Consider the following 25,731-nt stretch of genomic DNA (forward strand, 5'->3'; position numbering starts at 1 on the left):
AACAGTTTAGGGTCTCACAGGGTTTAGTAAAGACGCCAATAAATCCCCGTAGGCTTTTATACCACGTGCATTTGAATCTAAAGCCGAAGGCGCAATGCCTGCCGTACTTGCATCGCGTAATTTGGTGTCTACTGGGATAACGGAATCCCACACTAATTCTTCATACGTATCTTTTAGGCTTCGCAAACTCTTGGTGGACGCTTGCGTTCGTTTATCAAACAGGGTCGGAACAATGGTATATGGGACAGGGCGTTTGCGCGCACGATTAATCATGGTTAGGGTACGCACCATTCTTTCCAAACCTTTAATGGCCAAAAACTCCGTTTGCACAGGAATGACCAATTGCTGACAAGCGGCCAAAGCGTTGATCATTAACACGCCGAGCACTGGTGGACTATCGATTAATACGTAGTCATAACTGTCCCACAATATGGCAAGACTTTTGGAAATGACCAAGCCCATCCCTCCTTGCGCTTGAGCATGACGTTCAAGGGTCGCAAGAGCAGTTGAAGCGGGTAGTAAAGATAAATTCGGGTGGCCTGTATCTAATACCAAGGATGGTGGCAGGTCTGCAGGGATTTTTCCCGCCACTTGAAACAAGTCATAGGCACTACGCTCTATTGAATCTGGATCAAATCGAAAATAGCTGGTGAGTGAACCATGAGGATCTAAATCAATCATCAAGACACGATGACCAGCGTCAGCTAATAAGCCAGCTAGGCTAACGACCGTGGTTGTTTTCCCCACACCACCTTTTTGATTCGCCACTGCCCAAATGTGCACTCAATTTCCCCTGCTCTGTTTTCCGTTATTTTGCCTAAAAATCCTTAACAATCATATACAGTAACCGACTAATTAAACAAGTAATCGTGTAGATTAACCGCTTCTTGCTTACTTATCCTCAAAACCACTCGACGGTTTTGCTGGCGAGAGTATTCATTAGTGTTACGCACTTTAGGATTGGTGCTTGAAAAGCCAATGGGAGCGACGGTATTTGGGTCCATACCTCGATATACTAACTCTTCCACCACTGAGGCAGAGCGCAGGCTGGATAAATGCCAATTTGAAATCAGTCGATCCGAGGATACAGGCAAATCATCCGTATCCCCTTCAACCAAAACGACAGAGGGATAACGTTGCAAAATCAGTGCAATTTGCATCAACAAGGCCACGGCCTCATTACTTAGCTCGTACTCGCCACTGCCAAATAACAAATTGGATTTCAGCTCTAGATTGACCCAGTTTGCGGATTCCGTGATGGCTATTTGACCACTAGCCTGTAAACCCTGATATTGGCTTTCAATGACTTGGTTTAGCATGGTAAAGACATTAGAAGGCACATCGGCTGCCACAGGCTCTTCTTCTACCAATGGCGTAGCAGGAGGAATAGGCGGAGCTTCTACTGCATCACCCGTTTTAGGCTCGCCGATAACGGGCTCACCAATATTAATAGGTTTCACCGACAGCTGTACTGCATCAAATACACCATTCAGAGTCTCGGTGAGCTTTTTACTGTCGCCGGCGTTTTTCAAAGACAACGAATAGAGCGCGACAAAGAAAGCAAACAAAAGAGTAATAAAGTCCGCATAGGAAAGTATCCAGCGATCTTTCCCCTGCCCTTCAGGAGGTGCACTGTTTGGTTGAGTTCGGCGTCGCCGAGTTCCCCTTGAGACACCATTACTCATAGGCGTATAGTTCTACTTCTAGGCGCTGAGGGTGTTTACCCGTGGCAATACCATGAATCCCATCAATCATTAACTGATGGAAAAGCAATTCTTTGTCGATGTAACCTTTCAGTTTTTTAGCGATAGGGAACATCACTAAGTTAGCAAACCCCTGACCATATAAAGTTGAAACGAAAGCAACAGCAATACCATGTCCAAGGGCTTCTGGACTATCAAGGTTAGCCATGGCTTGGATAAGACCCAAAACTGAGCCCATGATTCCTAGCGTCGGTGCGTAACCACCAATGGCTTCTAAAAATTCCACACTCACCATACGACGATCACGAATCCGCATGGCTTCATCATGCAAACGATCGGCAAGGAGTTCTGGGTCAGCCCCATCAATGGCCATGCGCATTGCACGGGTAGCAAACATATTATCGAGAAGCGCTATATCGTCTTCAAGGGAAAGAATGGAACTGCGTCGGCCTTTGTTGGATAAAGCAATAATTGAGTTTCGAGCTGAGTTGAAGTCGTAAACGGGAGGAAACAAACTCCATCGCATCAACCCTAAAGCTTGAATAGAGTCTTTAATACTGCTCTGGATTAACGTGGCACCGAAACTTCCGATAATAACAATGATGGCTGAAGGTAAATTGAGTAGTAGGACTATTTCACCGCCCCCCAACCAGTTGGCTAAGAAAACCGAGCTGAAGGCTAGAATGAGTCCGGCTAAAGTAACTAAATCCACTAATTCACCTCACGGGCAATACGTTCACCGATATGCTCTAAGGTAATGGTTTCGTCAGCCAAGTTGGCTTTCTCAACCGCCATTGGCATGCCATAAATTACACAGGACTCTTCACTTTGGATCCATACTTTTGATCCTGAGTTTTTTAGCATCCTAGCGCCTTCACGCCCATCAGAACCCATCCCTGTCATGACAACAGACAACACCTTACCTGGGAAACACTTAGAAGCAGAGCCAAAAGTAATATCCACGGAAGGTTTATAATTCAAACGTTCATCCCCATCGAGGATACGTACACAACCGCCATTTCTCGGATCTACCATCATTTGTTTACCACCTGGAGCCAGCAAAGCAACACCAGGCTCTAGCTTATCGCCGTCTTTGGCTTCTTTCACCGTGATCTGACAAATATTATTCAAACGCTCGGCAAAAGCACCGGTAAAAGCGGCTGGCATATGTTGAACAAGCACTAAGGGCACGGAAAAATCTTTAGGTAATTTACTCAATACTGTTTGCAGAGCCATGGGACCACCGGTGGAAGTACCAATCGCCACTAGGCTAATACGTTTCCGGCTACGTGGAATAATAACACCACGTTCCGTTACAATTGGTTTGTGGGCCACCCTAGGCGCTAGGGCTTCAACAGGACCACGTGAGGAAGAAAGGCGAGTTCTTGCGACCGTTAACACTCTATCGACTAGGGTATGCTTAACAACCGCTGAATCACGAGAAATATCTTCAAAATTCTTTGGCATAAAGTCGACGGCTCCCGCTTCGAGAGCGTCCAGCGTCACCTTTGCCCCTTCATGGGTCAAAGAGGAAAACATCAACACTGGGGTCGGCTTAATCTTCATGATGTTAACCACAGCTGAAATGCCATCTAATACTGGCATTTCATAGTCCATGGTCACAACATCTGGAGAGAGAGACTGAACCTTCTCCACCGCTTCTTTACCGTTATTAGCCGTACCAATAACCGTTAAGCGTGGATCTGCTTCAAATATTTCCGCCAAACGCCGTCTGAAGAAACCAGAATCATCGACAACTAAAACCTTTACAGGCATAACTCAGGCTCCCAGACTTTATAAAGCTCTATCGTGACGCATAACTTTTAATCATACTTGGTACGTCTAATATCAATGCAATTCGGCCGTCACCAGTGATGGTCGCGCCAGATATTCCTACGGTACCTTGTAACATTTTACCTAACGGCTTAATCACGACCTCTTCTTGACCGACCAACTGATCAACAACAAAGCCGACTTCATTAATACCTACCTGAACCACCACTACATGCGCTTCATTAGGCTGTTCATTACCACTCGCCCCTTTCACCAACCAGTTTTTTAGATGGAAAATCGGCAAAGTTTTACCACGAATTACCACCACCTGTTGACCATCGACAATGTTTGTCTTCTTCAGGTTTAAATGGAATATTTCATTCACACTTACAAGTGGGAAAGCAAAAGCTTGGTCCGCAAGAGTAACCATTAGCGTCGGCATAATCGCCAAAGTTAATGGTACCTTGATGATAAACTGTGAACCTTGCCCCAACACAGACTTGATATCCAACGTACCATTGAGCTGGGATATTTTGGTTTTCACCACATCCATACCCACACCACGACCAGACACATCTGTAATCTCTACTTTGGTAGAAAAACCTGGCGCAAAGATCAGATTAAAGGCTTCATTGTCAGACAAGCGTTCTGCTGCATCACTGTCCATCAAGCCTTTTTCCACGGCTTTCTTACGCAACACATCCGCGTCCATACCGGCACCATCATCTTCTATGGATAATAGTATGTGATCGCCTTCTTGCTCCGCAGATAACACCACTCGTCCAACACGTGGCTTGCCTTTGGCTTCACGAATTTCAGGTGTTTCTACACCATGGTCAACAGAGTTTCGCACCAAGTGAACTAGGGGATCGGCCAAGGCCTCGACTAAATTTTTATCTAAATCCGTTTCTTCACCGTGCAGTACCAAGTTCACTTCTTTCTTCATGTTACGCGCAAGGTCGCGTACCACTCGAGGGAAGCGACCAAATACTTTTTTGATTGGCTGCATACGGGTCTTCATTACGGCGTTTTGAAGATCGCCCGTCACCACATCTAGGTTGGACACTGCCTTGCCCATTGACTCATCTTCACTTTGAAGACCTAGACGAACTAAACGGTTACGAACAAGTACCAGCTCGCCAACCATGTTCATGATGTCATCTAGGCGCTTGGTATCCACTCGTACCGTGGTTTCTTGAACCACGGGAGCATTTGGTGCTTTAGCTTTTGGTGCCAAGGACTCTTTTGCAGGCTCCGCTGCTTTCGCAGCAGGTTGAGCTTTAGGTGTAGCGTTTGGCGTTGCTTTCGGTTTAGGTGCTGACTTTTCAGCTTTCTTCGGCTCTTCTGCCGCTTTCGGTTCTTCGACTTTTGGCGCCTGACCTTTACCATGCAAAGTATCGAGCAAAGACTCAAACTCATCGTCGGTAATGAGATCTGACTCGCCGCCCTCAGCTGCTTTATCTGCAGGCGTAGCATCCGACGCAGAGCTGGTACCAGCTTTTGTCTCTTCTGGTTTTTTATCTACTCCAGGTGCACTTCCGCCATGAAGCTGATTAAGCAAGTCTTCAAATTCATCTTCAGTAATATCATCTGATTCAGCTGGTGCTTTGTCTACTGCGGGAGTGCTGTCTTCATCTGTTACACCAGGCGCACCGTTGCCATGCAATTGATCCAATAAGGCATCGAATTCGTCTTCGGTGATATCATCGCTGTCTGCTGTAGACTCTTTGGACACTTCCTCGATTTTATCGTTCGACGTGTTGGTTTCCTCACCCAAAGCATCCAGCAAAGATTCAAAATGATCATCAGAAATATCAAGATTTCCTTCGCCACTAGACGCTTCAATTTCTGGTTCAGAGACTTCTTCTTGCGTTTCTTGATTGGCCGCAAGCTCTTCTTCACTTGGCGGCTTAGCATAAGCACTCAGTGCTGAAATAAGCTCAGGGTCGGCACGTTCAGGCTCACCACCAGCACGAACTGTTTCAAACATTTCGTTAACAGAGTCTAGGGCTCGTAGCACAATATCCATGAGGTCAGAGTCAATTTGACGTTGACCATTTCGTAGAATATCAAATACATTTTCGGCATAGTGACAGCAATCAACCAAGGCGGTTAATTGTAAAAATCCAGCCCCACCTTTAACTGTGTGAAAGCCACGAAATATAGCATTCAGTAAAGGTTTATCATCTGGGTTTTGCTCTAGATCGACTAGCTGTTCAGATAGTTGTTCTAGTATTTCGCCTGCTTCTACTAAAAAATCTTGTAGAATTTCTTCATCGACCTCGAAACTCATCCTCAGCCCCTTTTAGAAACCTAAACTCGACAACAAATCATCGACTTCATCTTGGTTATTAAGTACTTCTGGGTTGTCTGCAATGTTGATCGCTGGACCATGTCCACGCGTGTCATCGACCTTTTTCTCTTTTACCGCATGCTCCATTCCGGAGATACTATCTACTCGACCCGCCACAGCAACCAAATGAACCAATTTTTCTTCCACATCATGGATTAAACCGTTCACCTTGGTAATCACTTGCCCGGTAAGGTCTTGATAACCCTGCTCAAGTAAAATCGTATTAAGATTAGAATGTAGTGTGGTAGCACTGTCATCTGCATAAGCCAAGAAAGCATCAATGCGTTTGTATAAATCTCTGAATTCTTGTGGCGTTAGATCACGTTGAATTAAACGACCCCAATCTTTGCGCAAATCTTTTGCTCGAGCTTGTAACTCACTCGCTACTGGCACGCTGTCGTCTACCATGTCCATGGTTTTATTGGCCGCCGCGCTGGTCATTTCAACAACGTAATTGAGTCGATCAGAAGCATCTGTGATACGCGTCGCAGAATCATCATCTTTATTAATAAGTTCTGCCGAGTCGAATTGAAAATCACGAATTGCATCATGCAAACTACGCGTTAAAAATCCCACTTCGTTATAAAAGCTTTTGTGACGAGCTTCACTCAGCTCTTGGATGATTTTAATTGCACTACCAAAATCGCCCGCCTCAAGATGATTGACAAGATCTGTGGCACCGTTTTTGACTAGGCTTTCAAACTCACTTATTTCAGACCCCAATTTACCTGACATCTATCGCCCCTATTTCGTCGCGTCTATGCGTTCAAAAATCTTCTCGATTTTCTCTTTAAGAGCAACAGCCGTAAAAGGTTTAACAACATAGCCGTTTACACCAGCTTGCGCCGCAGCAATGATTTGATCACGCTTGGCTTCAGCGGTTACCATAAGTACTGGGGTACTTTTAAGTTTTTCGTCTGCTCGAACCGCACGTAGCAATTCGATCCCTGTCATGCCTGGCATGTTCCAGTCAGTTACTAGAAAGTCGATGCTTCCAGCCTGAAGGATAGGCAATGCAGTGGTACCATCATCCGCTTCGACCGTGTTGGTAAAGCCTAAATCCCTTAACAGATTCTTGATAATTCGTCTCATCGTAGAGAAGTCATCAACAATCAGGATTTTCATATTTTTATCCAATGCAACCTCCATACCCTAAAGGTAATATTTCACAACTCATAATTTAATCCTGCCAATCACTTAATCGGCTTCTCAATCGCATAGCCGCCTGACTATGGATTTGGCTAACTCTTGATTCACTGACGCCTAATACAGCACCAATTTCTTTAAGGTTCAACTCGTCATTGTAATAAAGCGAAAGAACCATCTTCTCACGTTCAGGTAAGCCATCAATCTCTTTGGCCAGTTGCACCTGAAAACCATCATCTTCCGTTAATGAATAAGGTGTATTTTCATGGCTAGAAACAGGCGTATCTAAGTTACTGGACTCTGAATCTAGCATTTCTTCGTAGCTAAACAATTGGCTCGACATGGAGGAGTGTAAAATATCATGGTATTCGTCGATACCTATTCCCATGTGAGCAGCTACTTCTAAATCTGTTACATCACGGCCGGTTTTGGCCTCTAACTCTTTAATCGCATTATTCACTGCACGACCATTACGTCGCACAGAGCGTGGCGCCCAGTCGGACTTTCGCACCTCATCCATAATGGAACCACGGATACGTATGCCTGCATAAGTTTCGAAACTAGCACCCTTGGTTGACTCGAAACGTTTATAGGCCTCAATAAGCCCCATCATGCCAGCTTGAATCAAATCGTCCACATCGACACTATCTGGCAACCTAGCCAATAGATGAAAAGCAATTTTTTTCACTAAATAAGCATACTGATCTACGATTGCATCAACCGAAACAGTAGCCTTTTTGTTATAGGTGTTATATCCGTTTTTGCTCTGCATAAATGAGTCTTAACGACCTTATTAGTCACAAATAAATTTCATGGCTACACACAACCTTACTACATAGTCCGCTATTGTGTGCTTGGTAGTAACATAACTTTACTAACTACCGTACTTTAGTGCCCCATACAATTGGTTATAGTGCTCTGCTGTATAGACAGCTCGGCTGATAATATTGTGGGCTCGGGCCGGTTCAATATCATCTGGGATTCTCTGCCCATCTGCAATATATACAACAGGCAACCCTTCTTCAACTACCACACTAATCGCTTCACCTAAGGAGGCTGACTCATCTAGTTTGCTCAACACGCAACCATCAAGTTGAATTTGTGAGTAGACATCAATAACTGTTTTTAATACTTGGCGCTGACTTGTACAGGGTAACACTAACAGTTTTTTAACATTGGCTCGCGCTCGCTTCATCATCAGCAATTGACGCTCTAAGTTAGAATCTCTTGGATTCATACCCGCAGTATCGATCAACACTAAAGAATAATTCGCGTATTTAGCCAAGACTTCATTCAAGTCAGAGTATTCACTGACCACTTCCACCGCGACGTTCAAAATACGTCCGAAAGTTCGCAATTGTTCATGGGCTGCAATTCGGTAAGTATCTGTCGTTACAAGAACAACACTGTCAGGCCCATGCTTCAAAACATGTTGAGCGGCAATTTTGCCTATGGAAGTCGTTTTACCTACCCCAGTTGGCCCCATAAAGGCGATACAACCTTTTAGTTCTGAAGCACTGGAACGGACAGGAATATAATCTGCCAAGTGGGCTAATAATCGATTCCAGTCATCTTCCCGCCCTTTAAGATCAATATCATCAAGCAGACGAGAAATAACAAAATCTGATAGTCCCAAACGAGTTAACTTATCTCTAGCTTGAGACTCAATAGGATCCACTTTCGACCCACTACTCGCCTGTACCATGTTTTGGCTTTGCTCTAGCATTTCACGCACGTGCAATAGCTCACGTTCCATGTCTTTAAGCTGTTTTGCGTCTTGCTGGTTACGAAGGGAAAGCGCCTCTTCTACAGAAGGGTCTTGATAATCGGGTGGCAAATCCGGCATATCAAATAAAGGTTTGCTACTACTAGAGGTTGCTGCTGTAGTTTCTTTATCGATTTTTTGCTGTTTCGCACGCTCTATGCGTTCTAAATAATCATCACTTGGACGAGCTCGTTCTTGGCTGGGCACATCTCGATTAAGGGAAGTAGACTCAGGCTTTGCCGATTTGTTAGACGACATACTAGAGGGCAGTGATCCGTCATAGTCTAACGCTGCAACAATTTCAATTTCACCAGTAGGCAATCGCTGATTTGACAAAATGACCGCGTCTGGGCCTACCGCATCGCGTACTTTCCGTATCGCTTGCCGCATGTCAGGTGCTCGAAACCGCCTAATCTGCATGAATACTTCAATCCTTCCAGTTTATTTTTCTTACAAATCCATAGCTTACCCGAAAGGATAGGATAAATATAGAGACTAAATCATTCCATTTAACGGATACTATTGACCAATTACGCCAACCACAGTAATACGTTTATGATCTGGCACTTCTTGATAAGAAAGCACTGACATGTTAACCATACCGTAACGCATGAATCGTGCAAGCATTGGACGAATTGGCGCTGAAACGATCAAAATTGGCGTATTACCCATCGCTTCTTGCTGCTCAGCAGACTGTTTGAGAGAAGCTTGCAACTGCTCTGCCATTTGCGGCTCCAAAATAAGCGCTTCTTCATTTTTAATGCCAGACTGCTGACTTTGCTGAACCGTCTGCATTAACATCTTCTCAAGCTGAGGCTCTAAGGTTAACACTGGAATTTCTTCCGCTCCCTCTGCTAAGGTCTGGATTATCAAACGCGACAAGGCCGTACGGACTGCCGCCGTTAAAATCATAGGGTCCTGAGTTTTTGGTTGAACTCCCATAATAGCTTCCGCCACCGTGCGCATATCTCGTAAGGGCACACCTTCAATCAATAGGTTCTGTAAGACTTTCAATAATACGTTCAAAGGAACAGTATTTGGCACCAGTTCTTCGGCGAGTTTTGGATTATATTGTTTAAGCAAACCAAGCAATTGCTGTACTTCATCATGACCAATCAGCTCATAAGCATGCTTGTGCATGATCTGATTAATATGTGTCGCCACAACGGTGCTTACATCCACCACTGTGTATCCATAGGTTTGTGCCTGATCGCGTTTCTTTGGATCTATCCAAACTGCATCTAAACCAAAGGATGGGTCTTTGCCGGCAATACCATCCACTTTTCCGAACACCTGCCCTGGGTCTATGGCCAAATCTTTATCTGGGTGCACCTCTGCCTCGGCTAAGCTAACCCCCATCAAGGTCACGCGATAAGCATTTGGCATCAAATCAAGGTTGTCACGAATATGCACACTAGGCACCAGAAAGCCCAAATCCTGAGAAAGCTTACGTCTTACCCCTTTTATTCGTGCCAGTAGCTCGCCACCCTGACCTTTATCCACCAAAGGAATAAGTCGATAACCCACCTCTAAGCCCAGCATGTCGACCGGGGCGACATCATCCCAACTCAAATCTTTCACTTCAGGGGCTGGAGCATTACTTGAGGATGACTTAGCACTGGATTTAACACCCTGCTTAGCTTTCTGTTTTTTACGATACTCAAGGAAGTAAGCCAAACCACCGATACAAGCCGCAAGAGACAAAAATGACAAATGAGGCATACCTGGCACGATACCCATGATCGCCATAACACCAGCCGCCACATACAAGGCTTTTGGTGAACCAAACATCTGGCTAACCACTTGTGTACCCATATCACCCGTTTCATTTACTCGGGTAACCATTATTGCCGCCGCAGTAGACAGCATTAGAGAGGGTAGCTGAGCGACAAGACCGTCACCAATTGTTAACAGAGAATATCGCTCAATCGCCTCGGTAAAGGATAAATCGTGTTGCGCCATGCCAATGGCTAATCCGCCGATAATATTGATCCCTAGAATCAACAGACCTGCAATAGCATCCCCTTTCACAAACTTTGAGGCACCATCCATGGACCCATAAAATTCTGCCTCGGATGATATTTCAATACGGCGTTGCTTCGCTTGATCCGCATCAATCATGCCAGCATTAAGATCCGCATCGATGGCCATTTGCTTACCGGGCATAGCATCCAAGGTAAAACGTGCACTCACTTCTGAAATACGGCCCGCACCCTTAGTAACTACGGCAAAGTTGATGATCATCAAAATGGCAAAGACCACAAAACCAACAACATAGTTACCGCCAATTACCACCTCACCAAAGGCTTCAATGACTTTACCAGCCGCATCGCCTCCTTCATGACCATTCAATAAGACCACGCGAGTAGAGGCCACATTTAAGGCCAAACGCATTAAGGTTGAAACTAGTAAAACGGTAGGAAAAACGGCGAAGTCCAAAGGTCGCATAGAATAGATAGCAACCAATAGCACAACAATCGCCAAGGCGATATTGAAGGTAAAGAGAACATCCAGCAGAAAGGCTGGAATTGGCAAGATCATCATTGCTAACAATGACAACAGCAAAATAGGAATACCTAGATTGCCGCTAAAAATACTTTGAACTTGCCCAGCCACACGATTGCGGTCAAAAATCACAAAAAACCTCTAAAAAAACACTCAGCAAACACACTATTACTGCCCATCCCACTGATATTCTGCAGGAACGTCTAAATCTGGCATACCATTTGGAGCCGTCGCCCCGTAACGAGCATTTCTTAACTGATAAACATACGCCAGTAATTGCGCGACAACTTTAAACAAACCTTCGGGGATTTCATCACCAATTTCAGTGTGATGATAAATCGCACGGGCCAACTCAGGCGATTGTACTACAGGTATATCATAGTGGTTGGCAACTTCCCTTATTTTTAATGCAATAAAGTCGCCACCTTTGGCCAGCATCACCGGAGCAGAGCCACCTTTTTGATCGTATTTTAATGCCACCGAAAAGTGTGTCGGGTTGGTGATGATCACATCTGCATCTGGCACATCTGCCATCATGCGGTTCATTGCAGCTTGACGTTGTAATTGACGAATACGCCCTCTTACCTGCGGATCACCCTCTTGCTGCTTGTACTCATCTTTTACCTCTTGCTTGGTCATCTTCAGCTTTTCTTTGTGTGACCAAATCTGAAACGGTACATCAATGGCCGCGATCAACAAGAGTGCCAAGGAAACAAACACGAAGGACCAAATCACCATATCAATACCATGAGCAATAGCCTGCTCAATCGACTGAAAGGTTAGCCCTAAAGACTCGGCCAAAAAATAGTTGATAACAATAACCGACACCAAAGCTACCAACAGCACCTTGGCAATCGATTTTAATAACTCTACCAAGGATTGAGCCGAAAACATTCTTTTCAAACCTGCAATAGGGCTCAGCTTGCTCAATTTAGGCAGGAGTGGCTCCCAAGAAAAATTCAACCCGCCTAGAGCGATACTGCCGACAACACCCGCTGCAGCAAGTACCGCCATTAGCAGCACCATGGAATCCATAATCGCCACAATGGATTCGTACAGATGGAATACCATACGACTTAGGTCGAAAATATCTTCCCGCTCAATCACAAAATTAAAATCAAACAGGATAGCAAGATCCCTTACTAATAAGGTTCCCGTGCCGTACAAGGTCGCCGCCGCCACGATCAATAATAAAGCCGAGCTCAAATCTTTTGATCTGGGTAAATTACCTTTATTTCGTGCATCTTGTAGTTTCTTACTACTGGCACTTTCCGTTTTTTCACTACCGTCTTCGTTTTCAGCCATCCAAACGAATCCCCCATGTAGTTTTTAACCAATCTATTATTTCATCAAAAAATAACAAATAGATATCTAAGAAATCTTCCAGCATGATCCAGAAAAAGAACAGGGAAAACAACATAATTATAGGAAAACCCAAGGCGAATATGTTGAGTTGCGGGGAGGCTTTGGCCACCACACCAAAGGATAGGTTAATGACCAACACAGCTATGGCTAGTGGTAAAACGATCAACAAAGCCTTTTCAAACATCCAGCCACCTAGTAGCACCAACTGCCAATAATGCTGGCTGTCGAAGCCTTGGCCTATAGGCCAATAGTTAAAGCTTTCAACCAAATATTCCATCACCACAAGATGGCCATTAGTCCCTAAAAAGGCTAACGCCACCATGGAAAGATAATATTGCCCTAGGGTCGCAACCGAGACGCCATTAGCAGGGTCATTAGACATGGCAAAACCTAGGCCAGCCTTCATCGCCGCAAGCTGCCCAGCTAGAGCAAACAGTTGAAAAAGGATGGTAATAACAAACCCTAACGCAAAACCTATCACTAGCTGTTCAGCAATTAAGACCACGTAGCCAGGAGAAATGGGGTCATAATCAGGCACAGTGACCAGTGGCGTCACTATGACCGAAATTAAAAAAGCGTAAGCAATACGAGCTCTGGCATTGACCAGCTGGCTCCCAAACAGCGGCAAAGCCATCAAAAAAGCACCAATGCGAAAAAACGGCAGCAAAAAGCTTATGGTTAGATTAAGAAGTTGATCGGGATTAAGCTCAAGCATCAGCCAATGATCATCGGAATATTAATAAACAAAGCCGTTGTAAAGTCTATTAGCTCAGTCAAAATCCAAGGGCCTAATTGCATAATAACCAAAATCGTGACAATCAAACGCGGCAAAAACGAGAGGGTTTGTTCGTTAATTTGTGTGGCCGCTTGAAACACGCTCACCACCAAGCCCACCAACAAACTGGGCAACATAACGGCCCCCACAATCAGTACGATCAGGTAGAAACCTTGCCCATATAGGTCTAATACTACTTGTGGATCCATAGCTAAATGCCAAAACTTGCTGCTAAAGTACCCATTATCATAGACCAGCCGTCAACCATAACAAAGAGCATTATTTTGAAGGGCAAAGAAATGATGACAGGCGATAGCATCATCATACCCATGGCCATTAGGACACTCGCTACCACCATATCGACGATCAGGAAGGGAATAAAGATCATAAAGCCAATTTGAAAAGCAGTTTTCAATTCACTGGTTACAAAGGCGGGCATGAGAATCGTAAAAGGCAAGGTATCCATTGAGTCAATCGTGCCTTCTTTGCCCGCCAATTTAACAAATAAAGCCACATCATCTTCACGGGTTTGCGCCAACATAAAGTCACGCATGGGCCCAGAAGCCGCCTCGATCGCTTGTACGGACGTTATTTCTTCATTTAAATACGGCTGGAGGGCAACTTCATTCACCTTATCTAACGTTGGTGTCATGATAAACAAGGTAAGAAACAACGCCATGCCGATCATAATTTGGTTGGAAGGTGTTTGCTGTAAACCTATCGCCTGACGCAGAATAGCCAAGACCACCACAATACGGGTAAAGGCTGTCATCATCATTAAAGCGGCTGGTAACAGCGTCAGCGCCGTCATAATGAACAGAATTTGCAAAGACACTGAGTAGTCTTGGCTTCCGTCCGCATTGGTGATGACTTTCACTGCAGGCAAGCCTACTTCCGCCCATACAGCACCCGGTAATAACACTAATAGGACTAGCCACAAACGCATCACAGTTTTTTCTCTTCTGTGGGAGAAGAAGCCTCAGGCGAACCGGCCTCATCCATCATGGTTGCAAATGTACGCGCATTGGATGAAAAGCTCTTCAGATGATTAATGGACTGACTCGTCACCCCTAGCAACATCCTTTCCCCTTCAACGTCCACCAACATCAGCTTCTCTTTTGTACCTAGGGATTGCACGCTAACCACTTTAATTTGCGATTGGCTGAGCTTCATTTGAGCCAACTGAAATTTTTTCACCAACCATAAGGTAAGAGGGATAAAGGCAATAATAAACAACAGTGATGCGACCACTTTCCAGATCGAATACGGTGCAGAAATATCTCTGCTTTCTGCGCCATACACATACGCAACAGCCATGCTAAGCATGGCTGTTAGGAAAGTTTTAAGTAATAAAGAAAAAGTCACTGGGGTTATTTCAGCCTTTTAATGCGCTCACTTGGACTGACCACATCGGTCAAACGGATTCCGTATTTATCATTCACCACCACCACTTCACCATGGGCAATCAAGGTACCATTAACCAAGACATCTAGTGGCTCACCTGCGAAACGATCTAATTCAACCACGGAACCTTGAGTCAATTGCATTAATGTACGGATAGCGATTTCTGTACTACCAAGTTCCATCGCTAAGGTCACAGGTATGTCCATGATCAAATCCAGATCAGAACCTACCGCTCCTGCAGGTGCTGGACTGGTCAAATTATCCAGTTGTGCGGGTTTTACTTCTTGCTCTGAAAGCGCTGCGGCCCATTCATCTTCAGCCCCTTCTGAACCGCCATCCGTTTCACCCGCTTCCGACATGGCTGCGGCCCACTCATCTGCTAAGCCTTCGTCCATGCCTTCTTGATCTGGAGATTGTTCTTCAGCCATGTTATTTATTCACCTTGGTAATTTTGATTTTCTCTTCCATTTGAACAGAGTAGTGTTCATTACTGATGCCTAGCTTACCTTTAAAAGTTGGTACTTCGTTAGCACGTACCGTGACATATTCTGGCATCTCGATTGGAATAATATCACCTTCTTTGAATTTTAATACGTCTCGCAATGAGATTTTACGCTTGGCGACATTGACCTTCAAATTCACTGAAATATCTTCTATGTCACGCTCTAAGGATTTACCCCAGCGGTCATCTTTCTCATCTACATCACTTTGGACACCAGCATCCAACAGCTCTCGTACTGGTTCGATCATAGAATAGGGCAAGGTAATATGCAGTTCACCACCACCACCATCCAATTCAATATGAAAAGTGGACACCACGACCACTTCACTTGGACTAACAATATTGGCCATGGCGGGGTTAACCTCGGAGCTCATGTACTCAAGATCCAGCTTGAGCACAGGCGCCCAAGCTTCGGTTAAATCCACGAACACCTGCTCTAACATCAACTGCACTATGCGAATTTCGGTTGGAGTAAATTCACGCCCTTCGATTTTAGCGTGACGACCATCTCCACCAAAAAAGTTATCCACCAATTTAAACACCAGCTTTGCATCAAGTATAAACAGAGCAGTGCTTCGTAAAGGGCGAAATTTGACCAAGTTTAAACTGGTGGGAACGTATAGAGTATGAACATACTCACCGAATTTCATAATCTGCAGTCCGCCAGACGATACATCAGCTGTGCGGCGTAACAAATTAAACAAACTTATCCGAGTATAACGAGCAAAGCGCTCATTAATCATTTCCAGCGTAGGCATGCGCCCACGAACAATACGCTCTTGGCTGGTGATATCGTAAGAAGCAACACCGTTAGGGTCACGGTTATCTTCTTCTACCGCCGGTTCGTCTGCCCCATGTAAAAGCGCATCGATCTCATCTTGAGATAATAAGTCTTGAGCTGACATATATGGCTACTGCATCACAAAGTTAGTGAACAAGGCATCATCCATCCCGCCGCGTCCAGTTTCTTGCTCTAGAATACTGTTAACAGCCACCACAGAGGCTTCTTTCAAAGCTTTCTTACCTTCTAATGATTGCAACTCATCGAATGATTGACTTGAAAACAGTAAAACCAAACTATTACGGATCAAAGGCATATGAACCTTAACCGCATCGATTTGCTCGGCGTCACGGGATTTTAACGTCATATTTAATTGTAAATAACGCTGCTTACCAGACACCATAAAGTCGACAACAAATGGAGAGTCGAGCTCTAGATAAATGGAAGGCCCTTCGATTGGAGCAGATTCTTCTGCGACAGCACCCTCACCTTGTGCTGCGTCATCTGGGCCACTCAAAAATAGAAAATACGCCGCCGCACCACCACCGCCCAGTAGTATCAATACAATAACAAGGATAATTATGAGCTTTTTCTTACCGCCCTTTTTCTCTTCCTCAGCACCCACATCTAAAGCATCATCTTCAGCCATATCGCAAACCTTAGGTCTATCAAACTCAAAAAAGTAATTTTGTGCAGTGTCTTACTGCTAAACCTCTATTCTACAAAGAATAAAACTTAGCACCATCAATTTCTTAGCTGTTATGCATAGTAATCCACACCTGTGGCCGAAACATAGCTGACATTTTCAGCGGTAAGAGCCATATCAGCATCATCTAGCCCTCCTGAACTGCCAGCACTAGAGTTATTCTGCTGATCTTGTGCATCGGCAAATTGGCTGCCAGAAGGATCATGCTGAGAAACATCCACATTAACCTGATTAAGCTCCATGCCTTGTTGAGCCAACATTTCTCTTAATCTATGCATTTGGCCTTCAATCATATCCCGAGCTTGTGGTGTGGCTGCCACAAAACTCACCTGTGTTGCAGCATCCTTATCAATAGAGATCTTAACCGTTAAACTGCCAAGCTCAGGTGGATCTAAGCGGATATGCGCAGATTGACCACCATCACGGGCCACCCAAGCCACTTTTTGTGTCATTTCTCCTGCCCAACCAGGATGTTGGGGCGGTAAATTCATCGCCAAATTTTGGGCGGTTGGAGCGGTAGCGTTAGCCCCAGCTCCAGCCGTGAATCCAGCTGGGGCTGCTTTCGCCATTTGTCCTGTTTGCAAAGAGCTACCCAATCCGCCCGCATCATTCGCAGCACGCTCAACCGTTGTGGACATTCGAGTAATTAAGGCATCTTGCTCTTTCTTACGCAATTCAACAGGATCTTTAGCAACAAACTCCTCTAACATACCGTCGCTTTCTACTTCAAACTCCGTAGCATCTACTGTAGACGACTCGGACAAACCGTCACTTAACAAGCTTACGCCCTCTGTCGCCAAGGTAGTTTTTGTCGAAGGTGATTCTAAAACTGTTTTTTGTGTAGCATCCGCTAATAATGGCCGCCCATCCCCTTCTATACTATTTGCTTTACTCATCGAAGGGCGCGCCTGTGTGGCCTGCATTTGAGACATAACCCATGCGACACCATCTTCTGCTGGCGGCTCTACAAGCGTACCTTGTGGGGTAATAACATTTTGGTCAGTGCTTAAGGTTGCCTTTGGCTCCACGCCCCCAGCATCAGCTTTAGTAGCCTTCATAGTGGAAGCTAGCAGTGCCTGAGATAAATCTATCGAGCTCTGATTTTTATCCCCATCCGTTAATTTGTTGTCCATTATTGGGAGACTATCGGTCGTATCCGTTTGCGCCAACTCACTGGATTTAAGTCCATCTAATTCTGCAAATGAAGCACCTTCCGTGGTTTTCGGCAAAGCCTCTTGATCGGCTAACAAAGAGCTCGAACTTTCTTTTGCTGATCTTAGCCCAGCTGAATTTGTTTCAGATTCGGATGATGGCATTCCCGTTGCCACGCTTTCATCAGACTGTTTCTTCACAACTGCCGTTAAGCCAGTTGATGAAGCCAGTAAGGCTGCTTTAGCTTCATCACTACTAACATCTGTCACTGGCTCTGGCACTTGAATTCGCGGATTCACCCCAGAATGTAGCACTATGGATTCACCTTGAGATGAAGTATTTGCTAAATCTATTTGCTCTGCCAACGGCGTTTGAATTGGCGGATTCACCCCAGAACGTAGCACTGTAGATTCACTTTGAGGTGACGTATTTGCTAGATCTATTTGCTCTGCCAACGGCGTTTGTTGAAAAGACCCCTGCGTTGAATTTAGATTAAGAGATTGAGCTTGTGTTTTTGGCTTTTGCTCAGATACAGCTCCCTCCGCTATGCCGTCAATTGGCTTCGACACAAAGTTTTCCTCAGATACAGGCAGAGTATTAACAAGCTCTTTGGTCGACCCAACATCGGTAAGACTTTGAGTAGCACTGATTAAGTCTTTAGATTCGATAGGTGCTTGCTCTGGGGATGATGTCTGTGCAGAGGAAGATAAAAGTGTTTTGCCGACTAACTCGCCCCCGTCGGTATTCTTATCAACAGTAGATGCCAACCCCACCCCAGATAAAACAGCGGCACCCTCCTCTAGTTGAGGATCGATTGTGCCTAGAGACTGCAATTTATTGCCACTCGTACTTTCGCTTAACAATAGATCGTTGGCAGGCGTCACCGTTTCATTAGAGGATACCAGAACACCTTCTGGTTCAGTTAATTGTGCAGGCGCAGCCGGTGCTAAAACAGTTGATTGTTTGGCGGTTAGACTTTCAGAATCCTGGTTCGGTTGCGTGCTAACAGTTTGAGCATTAACAGTCTGAGTCGTATTCAAAATTTCTTTGGAGGTGGAAGATGTCGACGAAAGCTGTGAAGACTCTGACTTGGGATTTGATGGACGCGTCCCTGACTCTGACGAAGCCGCAGACAATTTAGATTGTTCTTTTAAATCCTGATCTACTTTTGCCTGACGCAAATCATCAGCAAAGGAGCCTTGCCCCTGACCATCAGTTGAAATAGATTTTGATAGATTTTTAGGTGTCTCTGCAGACACAGGCAACAACAAATTCGACGCTGTACGCATAGTTCCTTTCCTCCGTGTAAGGAACTATGCAATAGCAAGGCCAACCTAGCTAAAAGCGCCTCGTTGCCAATCATAGTAGGCGGTCACGACTCGGCCATCGTGGGAAAATTCCAATTTTTCACAAAGTTGATCTACTAAGGCAAAGCCTCGATTATAAAGCATTTCAGTGTTATCAACTTGATAAGTTAGACGACTAAAGTCAAAACCATCACCACTATCTTCTACCCGCAAAACCAATAAAGCTTTCTGGATATCAGCTTTGACTTTGATGTGGATTTTTACAAAGCCGTCATCAAGCTCATCAAGGGCCGTTTGGCGAGATTCGTAATATTTCGCAAAGCCATCAGGACAGCTTTTGGTTACTGAACTCAGCTTCAATACACCATGTTCTAAGGCATTAGAATAAAGCTCCGACAGAATCATAAATACCTGAGCAGAACTATTATTCAAACCTGGTACAGTGGTGAGGATCTGCAAAATATAAGGCAATGGATCTGTGTTTTTCAGCGTGGTGGCATTCAAAACATAATCCAGAGAAAAATCCGCAGGCCTGTCTTCTTGGACCACTATTTTTTTCTCGTAGGCCTTAGGAAGCACCAAATCTGTATTCAATGTCATAGTAAGACATGAGACATCTTCATGGCTTGCGTCAAGCAAACCTTGCTTATTTAAATTTTCTTTTAGCCAATCCAGTTTGTTCTTTGAAGGAGTAACACTCGACAACATCTTGTTTAATAAAGCTTGATAACTGACACCCCCTGAACCTTCCTGTAATCGGCAAACACCATTAGAAAACATCATCAACTGGTCACCGGACTTATAGGGAACCAAATCAACATGGTAATCTTGAGCCCAGCGAGAGGCGATACCTAAAGGCTGATTTTGCGATGAACACACAATTGGCTCTGCCTCACCCTGAGAATAAACATAGACATTTGGTGCTTCAGCATTCCATATTTCAAGACTCTCTTCATTGACTTTCACATCAATAAAAGCGCCATTAAAAACGATATCAACAGGTAAGATTGAGGATAAACGACGGTTCAGCTCAACCAGTATCTGACGCATTAAGAAGCCTTTTTCAGTTAGACTGAAAAAAATGTCGGCCAAAGGGAAAGCACTCAATGCGGCTTCTAATCTATGAGCATTAAATTCACCTAACAATAAGTGCTTGCCGCCATCAGGTTTATTGGCGGCAAGCATAATACAGCGATTGAAGGGTTGTTTACTTTGACTAAAGCTTTGAATGGAAGGGGTATCAAGGCAATTAAGGTGTACGATACTTTGATCAAACAACTCTCTGATACTGTAATGTTGGGATAACCTTTCACCACAATTCTTTACCGCTTTACGCTGACTATCAAAGCTCTTTTGCTCATCTATGATTCTCGTTAGCGAATCAAGTTTATTGTAAATATAATCAGCGTTGTAAGGTTTAACAAAGAAATCAGCACCGCCTTGTTTTAGGCATGGAGCTAAGGAAGCAATATCACTATCAGCCAAAAAAACAACGGGAATCCCCATATCTTTAGCGGCGTTGTGCAAAATGGAGACAACCCCTTCATCTGCTCTAAATAAGAAAGTACTTTTTAGCAGTACAAGATGCACAACATGAGTAGTAAAAGTTGCCATGGCGGCTGAAGCACCATCTACAGCCACTAAATTGTGACCAAACGCCGCCAACATACCACTTAGGTCGTTACGATCAGCTGGATCATCATCTATCAATAATATATTCAGAGGCATATCGGGCATATAAATTAGACCATTTTTAATGAGTATTGCAGGTTGTTTTTTTGTTGTTCCTCAACACCCTCACTGATACCACATGGACTCACAGCCGCCCACATCTACAGTAAGATCCCTCGCTAATAAGACGCCAAAAGCAAAGCCAATTTTCGCAAGCCTTTAACACTCGACTTACAAAGACTCCTCTTCAGAAGCTTGCGTCACCCCTAAAGTGACGCCATTCACGCCACTTTCTTCATTCACCATATTATTATCGGCCAACAACTTATGCACCAAGGCAAGCAACTCTTCCACATCCGCTTGCGCCGTACTTAGCCTTTCCTGACTAATTTGTCGGTCCATTTCTAATAGAGGCAAGCTTTCTTGCGACTTGGACTTCATCCGTAAAATGCGTTCTTGGACGGTATCAATATCATGATTCAAGTCCTTCGAAAAACGCTGGCGAATTAATTCACCTTCTTGCTCTGTCGCTTGCAAACTATGTAGCACGCCTAACCTTACCTCACTCATACAGCGTTCAATTTCACCGAGTAAATCATGGTAGGCTATTCTATCTTGCTCAGATAACGCTAATTTTTGCAGAGTCGATTCATACCCTAACAACACAACATCTTTAATTTGTTCAGAAAGCTCAGCCATCTCACTCAAATTATGGTGGGATTCACTGGTCTGCTGTAATACCACAGGCATTTTTTCTTGTTGCGAGCTCCCATTGTCAATAATCTGCGCCTGAATGTAAGTAGCTATTTGTTGTAGTTTAGTGAACTCTTCGTAACCCGATTGATCTGCACGCACCAAATTAACATCTGCCAACACGCTCAAACCTTTAATTCGTAAAGCTTCCAGACCAACCGACAATTCATAATAGACAGAGTCTTTTCTGAGCAATCTAATCGGAGTAGACCAGATATCTTGCGTCATTAGCATGACGCTTTTATGCAGTACTTGCAGTTCTGCAAGTTCATAATGAGGTACAAACGCTATGCAACAAGCTTGAGTTTTCGAGCCCAGCGGGGAGACATTCAAGGTATAACTTCCTTCTTTAAGCTTCACCTTCGAGCTTTCCTTTAAAAGCTCGTGACTAATCGACTCACCCACTATAGAGTCTAGCCCCGCATCGACCCTTAACAGCTCTTCCAACACTCTTGTATTGGTTTGCCATAAAGCCTCGAACCCTCTACTTAGCCACTCCACATCACCTTCATCGCTGGTAACCAACATAGCGAGAGGCATCACAGAAAACGCTTGCTCTACTCTCTCAAGCTGTTCTGCTTGATGATCCAACTGCAAGTCTCGCGAGGCTAGTTCATGAGCAAGGGACAAACCAAAATCTGAGAACTCATCTTGTCTCTTGTGATCCAGCTCAACTCGATATTCTTTATGCTTATGGCGTTCAACAATATAGTGTAAATTTGCAATGCCCTGCGTCAATCTTCCCCGCAAAGAAGATACCACTAAACCTAAAGTCACCACCAAAACAGCCCACAAACCGACCAACCAGAACCAACCCTGATTCACCAACTGCTGACGCTGAAGAACCAATGATTGAGATTCTTGACTCAACCTTAACAGCAAGGTTTTCACATCATGAAAATGGGTATTAAGCTCCTTTCTTTGGTGAGCACTTAAGTCTGAAAAATCTTGACCTTCTTCAGTAAAACCTGCCAAAAATGCGAATAACTCATCAATATCCTCTATTGGCAGCACATCGTAGACAGCAATTCTATCCTTCACTAAAGATAAGGCGGTTAAGAAACTAGCGTTAGTTTTAGCGGTAAGATCTTCAGACGTTTCAGGGGCAAAAACGATATCCAATAAGTAGCCTTCGATACGGTTAAGTTGCAAACTCAAATCTGCTAGCTGCTTCTGACGAATATCCATTTGATGCAATTGATTATTTGCGTGGTGATAGCTAAGTCCCATAACAATGGCAAAAAGCACAGCCATCAGCAAAACCGCTTTGTAAAAGGTGTGTGCGAGAGACTTTCTTGGTAGGTTGTAACTGGTGTTATATCGATTCATTAAACAAGATCACTTGTAGAAGATTAAATAAAGAGAAAACTGAGAGAACTCTCGTTTCAATGTCCTTCATGAATTTCCGCTCAGAACTACGACGGCAATTACACCCACTCCACTACTGGCTGATAAAACGGCGCATGGCGAACTCGTCACTCTGCTTTTGCTCTTGCTTATCTTCCAGCAGGTTTTCAATCTTGATATTTTTGTCTCGTAAGTAGTCCATACTTTGTGTTTTGCTACGAGCCTGTAGCCAACGTCTTTGGGTCATATCGGCCTGTTGCTGAGCACGCCCAACAGCAGCTTCTTGCTGCTGGACAGCCTGCTGAACCCGATTAGTAAAATGTTGGTAGTTTGTTGTTAAATAAGCACTTAAACCCAGTAGATTACGCTCTGACTCATACTGACCAGCATACTCTTTAAGCTCTTCAAGTTTGCGTTGATCATCAACCACTTTAGCCTTATCTCGGGCAAGTTGAGTCGCTACAGCGTCTTCTTTGCGCTTAGCCAGATCAACCAAAAGTTGCATTCTTTTTGATTTCTTCATGAATCACCCCAAAACGTCTACAGCCATAGTAGACGTTTTTACCTAAGGCCGTCTACTGGCCTTTTGTCATTGCCATAACAAGGGCCTCTAGACTTTCATCTATGGTGAAGCGCTCTGACAGAGACTGCTGCAAAAACCCTCGTATTTCTGGCATTTGCACTATGGCATGGTCAAGATCTTCATCACTGCCTTTTACGTAGGCACCTACGGCAATAAGGTCTTGGTTCTGCTGGAACTTAGAGTAAAGTTGCTTAACTCGCATAGCCCCTTGTAAGTGGGCCTCGCTAACGATTTGCGGCATAGCACGGGAAATCGACGCTTCGATATCGATGGCTGGATAGTGACCTTCTTCTGCTAAGCGTCGTGATAACACAATATGCCCATCCAATATGGCTCTGGCGGCATCAGCGATAGGATCTTGCTGGTCATCCCCTTCAGTCAACACGGTATAAAACGCTGTGATGGACCCACCACCTGCACGACCATTGCCCGCACGCTCCACAAGTTGTGGCAGTTTGGAAAAAACCGATGGCGGATAACCCTTTGTAGCAGGCGGCTCGCCTACTGATAAAGCGATTTCACGCTGGGCTTGAGCGTAGCGAGTAAGAGAATCCATCAGCAGCAGAACATCTTTCCCCTGATCACGATAATACTCAGCAATACGGGTCGTCAGCATGGCCGCACGCAAACGCATTAGTGCCGAATCATCCGCCGGTGAAGCCACCACCACAGCACGGGCTAGCCCTTCTTCCCCAAGGATTTGTTCAATAAACTCTTTTACTTCCCGACCACGCTCACCAATGAGGCCAACCACAATAACATCCGCTTTAGTAAAGCGTGTCATCATGCCCAACAACATACTTTTACCAACACCACTGCCAGCGAACAACCCCAAACGCTGACCCTTACCAACAGTGAGTAAACTATTAATCGCTTTGATGCCGACATCTAATGGCTCATCTATGGGCTTACGCTGCAAGGGGTTGATGATATCTCCCTGTAAGCTCACCGCATCCCGAGTTTTTATCTTACCTTTAACATCAAGGGGTTTTCCTAAGCCATTAACGACTCTACCTAATAGCTCATCACCTACTGGCATCAAACTGTCTTCAAGGCAAGGTTTAACTCTTGCTCCAGGAGAAATGCCATCAATAGCTTCCGTTGGCATCAGATAGGTAAGATTACCAGTAAACCCCACCACTTCAGATTCCACCCACTTGTCTTTGCGAACCTGCACTAAGCAGCGATCACCTAGGGCCACAACACAACCTACAGCCTCCATTGTTAGCCCAACCATACGAGTGACTTTACCTTCCAGCTGAGGCGTTAAGGGAGTAACTGATAAGGCGTTGAGTTTTTGGAGGCGATCTTCGAGACTGGTCACGGTCGTTAATCTTGCTTTGCTGTCGAGAGCTGGCGCAGTTCATTGCAAACTTCGTCAAGTCTCTGTTCCACACGACCATCAACATGGAAGGCTTTTGAATCGATCACAAAACCACCTTCAAGCATGGTTGCGTCTTCTTCTACTTGTAGCGCTAATCTTTCTTTTATATTAAGCGTCTCAAGAATCTCCACATCATTAGGATGCAGACTCAAACGAACACGCCCTTCATATTCACCAATCGCGGCAAAGGTTTTATTCAACTGCTCTTTCAAGGCCGTCTGAGCTGTTTCTTCCAATTGAGTTAAACAGACATTTTCCACCATGCGCGCCATGGTTTGGTACAACAAACTCTCCGCTGCACTGCGGCTGGCTTCAAGTGGCGACACGATTTCTGCGACGATTTCAGATAGCAAGGTTTCAATTTTTGCAAACTTTTCTTCGGCTTGTTGCTGAGCTTCTTCTAGACCTTCCTGCTGGCCGACTTTGAAGCCTTCTTCATGACCTTTTTCAAAACCATCCACTTCACCTTTGGAATAGCCATCCTGATGGCCTTTCTCATGCCCCTCAGATTCACCTTGAACAAAACCTTCATCATAAGCCGCTGAACGTATTTCTTCTAGTTGTGAGGCCGTTAGTGGCTCATAGACCAAGCTCTCTTGATCTACTTCTTCAGTTTCAACCTCTTGCTCTTTTTTTAACAGTAGAGCAGGCCCAGTCTTGAGCCCCGCTTCTTTATTTTCTAGGTGAGGCAGCTCCCAACGCTCATAGGCTGTGAGTTTTTGCGTTGACTTACTGTCTGGATCTGACATGGATTAC

General features: G+C 44.7%; 24 protein-coding genes. All 24 read right to left on the bottom strand.

The window, feature by feature from the left end; genetic code table 11:
• Positions 1-6: 6 nt before the first annotated feature.
• Positions 7-783 (bottom strand): ParA family protein, encoded by a 777-nt coding sequence (locus ABJF92_RS11895; protein WP_446816005.1) that lies wholly within the window; start codon positions 781-783, stop codon positions 7-9.
• Between the two features lie 68 nt (positions 784-851).
• On the bottom strand, positions 852-1,685 hold the full coding sequence (locus ABJF92_RS11900; RefSeq protein WP_446816006.1) for a flagellar motor protein MotB: 834 nt from the start codon (positions 1,683-1,685) through the stop codon (positions 852-854).
• Positions 1,678-2,415 carry a flagellar motor protein gene (locus tag ABJF92_RS11905; protein ID WP_446816007.1) on the bottom strand — a complete coding sequence of 246 codons (738 nt, stop codon included), beginning with the start codon at positions 2,413-2,415 and terminating at the stop codon, positions 1,678-1,680. The genes ABJF92_RS11900 and ABJF92_RS11905 overlap by 8 nt, the downstream gene beginning before the upstream one ends.
• Positions 2,415-3,479, bottom strand: a complete 1,065-nt coding sequence (locus ABJF92_RS11910) for a protein-glutamate methylesterase/protein-glutamine glutaminase (RefSeq protein ID WP_446816008.1) — start codon at positions 3,477-3,479, stop codon at positions 2,415-2,417. Before ABJF92_RS11910 ends, ABJF92_RS11905 begins: the two co-directional genes overlap by 1 nt.
• Before the next feature lie 28 nt (positions 3,480-3,507).
• Positions 3,508-5,769, bottom strand: a complete 2,262-nt coding sequence (locus ABJF92_RS11915) for a chemotaxis protein CheW (protein WP_446816009.1) — start codon at positions 5,767-5,769, stop codon at positions 3,508-3,510.
• A gap of 12 nt (positions 5,770-5,781) precedes the next feature.
• Positions 5,782-6,564: a protein phosphatase CheZ gene (locus ABJF92_RS11920; RefSeq protein ID WP_446816010.1), complete on the bottom strand. Its 783-nt coding sequence runs from the start codon at positions 6,562-6,564 to the stop codon at positions 5,782-5,784.
• Between the two features lie 9 nt (positions 6,565-6,573).
• The gene (locus tag ABJF92_RS11925; RefSeq protein WP_445975222.1) at positions 6,574-6,954 is read right to left on the bottom strand and encodes a chemotaxis response regulator CheY; all 381 of its coding nucleotides are present in this window, start codon (positions 6,952-6,954) and stop codon (positions 6,574-6,576) included.
• Between the two features lie 55 nt (positions 6,955-7,009).
• On the bottom strand, positions 7,010-7,747 hold the full coding sequence (locus ABJF92_RS11930; RefSeq protein ID WP_446816011.1) for an RNA polymerase sigma factor FliA: 738 nt from the start codon (positions 7,745-7,747) through the stop codon (positions 7,010-7,012).
• A 102-nt stretch (positions 7,748-7,849) separates the two neighbouring features.
• On the bottom strand, positions 7,850-9,130 hold the full coding sequence (gene flhF / locus ABJF92_RS11935) for a flagellar biosynthesis protein FlhF (protein WP_446816012.1): 1,281 nt from the start codon (positions 9,128-9,130) through the stop codon (positions 7,850-7,852).
• Between the two features lie 129 nt (positions 9,131-9,259).
• The gene (gene flhA, locus ABJF92_RS11940) at positions 9,260-11,377 is read right to left on the bottom strand and encodes a flagellar biosynthesis protein FlhA (protein ID WP_445975225.1); all 2,118 of its coding nucleotides are present in this window, start codon (positions 11,375-11,377) and stop codon (positions 9,260-9,262) included.
• Positions 11,378-11,413: 36 nt separating this feature from the next.
• Complete coding sequence (flhB, locus tag ABJF92_RS11945; RefSeq protein ID WP_446816013.1) at positions 11,414-12,550, bottom strand: flagellar biosynthesis protein FlhB; 1,137 nt, start codon at positions 12,548-12,550, stop codon at positions 11,414-11,416.
• A complete protein-coding gene (fliR, locus tag ABJF92_RS11950) occupies positions 12,543-13,325 on the bottom strand; it encodes a flagellar biosynthetic protein FliR (protein WP_446816014.1) in 783 nt (260 codons plus the stop codon). Before fliR ends, flhB begins: the two co-directional genes overlap by 8 nt.
• Entirely contained in the window at positions 13,325-13,594 is a 270-nt protein-coding gene (gene fliQ / locus ABJF92_RS11955; RefSeq protein WP_445975228.1) for a flagellar biosynthesis protein FliQ, read from the bottom strand. The genes fliR and fliQ overlap by 1 nt, the downstream gene beginning before the upstream one ends.
• A gap of 2 nt (positions 13,595-13,596) precedes the next feature.
• Positions 13,597-14,331, bottom strand: a complete 735-nt coding sequence (gene fliP / locus ABJF92_RS11960) for a flagellar type III secretion system pore protein FliP (protein WP_446816015.1) — start codon at positions 14,329-14,331, stop codon at positions 13,597-13,599.
• Positions 14,331-14,702 (bottom strand): flagellar biosynthetic protein FliO, encoded by a 372-nt coding sequence (fliO, locus tag ABJF92_RS11965; RefSeq protein ID WP_446816016.1) that lies wholly within the window; start codon positions 14,700-14,702, stop codon positions 14,331-14,333. Before fliO ends, fliP begins: the two co-directional genes overlap by 1 nt.
• A gap of 53 nt (positions 14,703-14,755) precedes the next feature.
• Positions 14,756-15,217 (bottom strand): flagellar motor switch protein FliN, encoded by a 462-nt coding sequence (fliN, locus tag ABJF92_RS11970; protein ID WP_446816017.1) that lies wholly within the window; start codon positions 15,215-15,217, stop codon positions 14,756-14,758.
• A gap of 1 nt (position 15,218) precedes the next feature.
• Positions 15,219-16,196, bottom strand: coding sequence for a flagellar motor switch protein FliM (fliM, locus tag ABJF92_RS11975; protein WP_445975232.1), 978 nt, complete (start codon positions 16,194-16,196; stop codon positions 15,219-15,221).
• Positions 16,197-16,202: 6 nt separating this feature from the next.
• Positions 16,203-16,721: a flagellar basal body-associated FliL family protein gene (locus ABJF92_RS11980; RefSeq protein ID WP_446816018.1), complete on the bottom strand. Its 519-nt coding sequence runs from the start codon at positions 16,719-16,721 to the stop codon at positions 16,203-16,205.
• 110 nt (positions 16,722-16,831) lie between these two features.
• Positions 16,832-19,219 carry a flagellar hook-length control protein FliK gene (locus ABJF92_RS11985; RefSeq protein WP_446816019.1) on the bottom strand — a complete coding sequence of 796 codons (2,388 nt, stop codon included), beginning with the start codon at positions 19,217-19,219 and terminating at the stop codon, positions 16,832-16,834.
• Positions 19,220-19,264: 45 nt separating this feature from the next.
• Positions 19,265-20,974: a SpoIIE family protein phosphatase gene (locus tag ABJF92_RS11990; protein ID WP_446816020.1), complete on the bottom strand. Its 1,710-nt coding sequence runs from the start codon at positions 20,972-20,974 to the stop codon at positions 19,265-19,267.
• A 165-nt stretch (positions 20,975-21,139) separates the two neighbouring features.
• A complete protein-coding gene (locus ABJF92_RS11995; RefSeq protein WP_446816021.1) occupies positions 21,140-22,990 on the bottom strand; it encodes a hypothetical protein in 1,851 nt (616 codons plus the stop codon).
• Positions 22,991-23,102: 112 nt separating this feature from the next.
• Entirely contained in the window at positions 23,103-23,531 is a 429-nt protein-coding gene (gene fliJ / locus ABJF92_RS12000) for a flagellar export protein FliJ (RefSeq protein ID WP_446816022.1), read from the bottom strand.
• Positions 23,532-23,583: 52 nt separating this feature from the next.
• Entirely contained in the window at positions 23,584-24,915 is a 1,332-nt protein-coding gene (gene fliI / locus ABJF92_RS12005) for a flagellar protein export ATPase FliI (RefSeq protein ID WP_446816023.1), read from the bottom strand.
• A 5-nt stretch (positions 24,916-24,920) separates the two neighbouring features.
• Positions 24,921-25,724, bottom strand: a complete 804-nt coding sequence (locus ABJF92_RS12010) for a FliH/SctL family protein (RefSeq protein ID WP_446816024.1) — start codon at positions 25,722-25,724, stop codon at positions 24,921-24,923.
• Positions 25,725-25,731: the final 7 nt, after the last annotated feature.

This window comes from Marinomonas sp., from assembly GCF_039940335.1.
Classification (GTDB): domain Bacteria; phylum Pseudomonadota; class Gammaproteobacteria; order Pseudomonadales; family Marinomonadaceae; genus Marinomonas.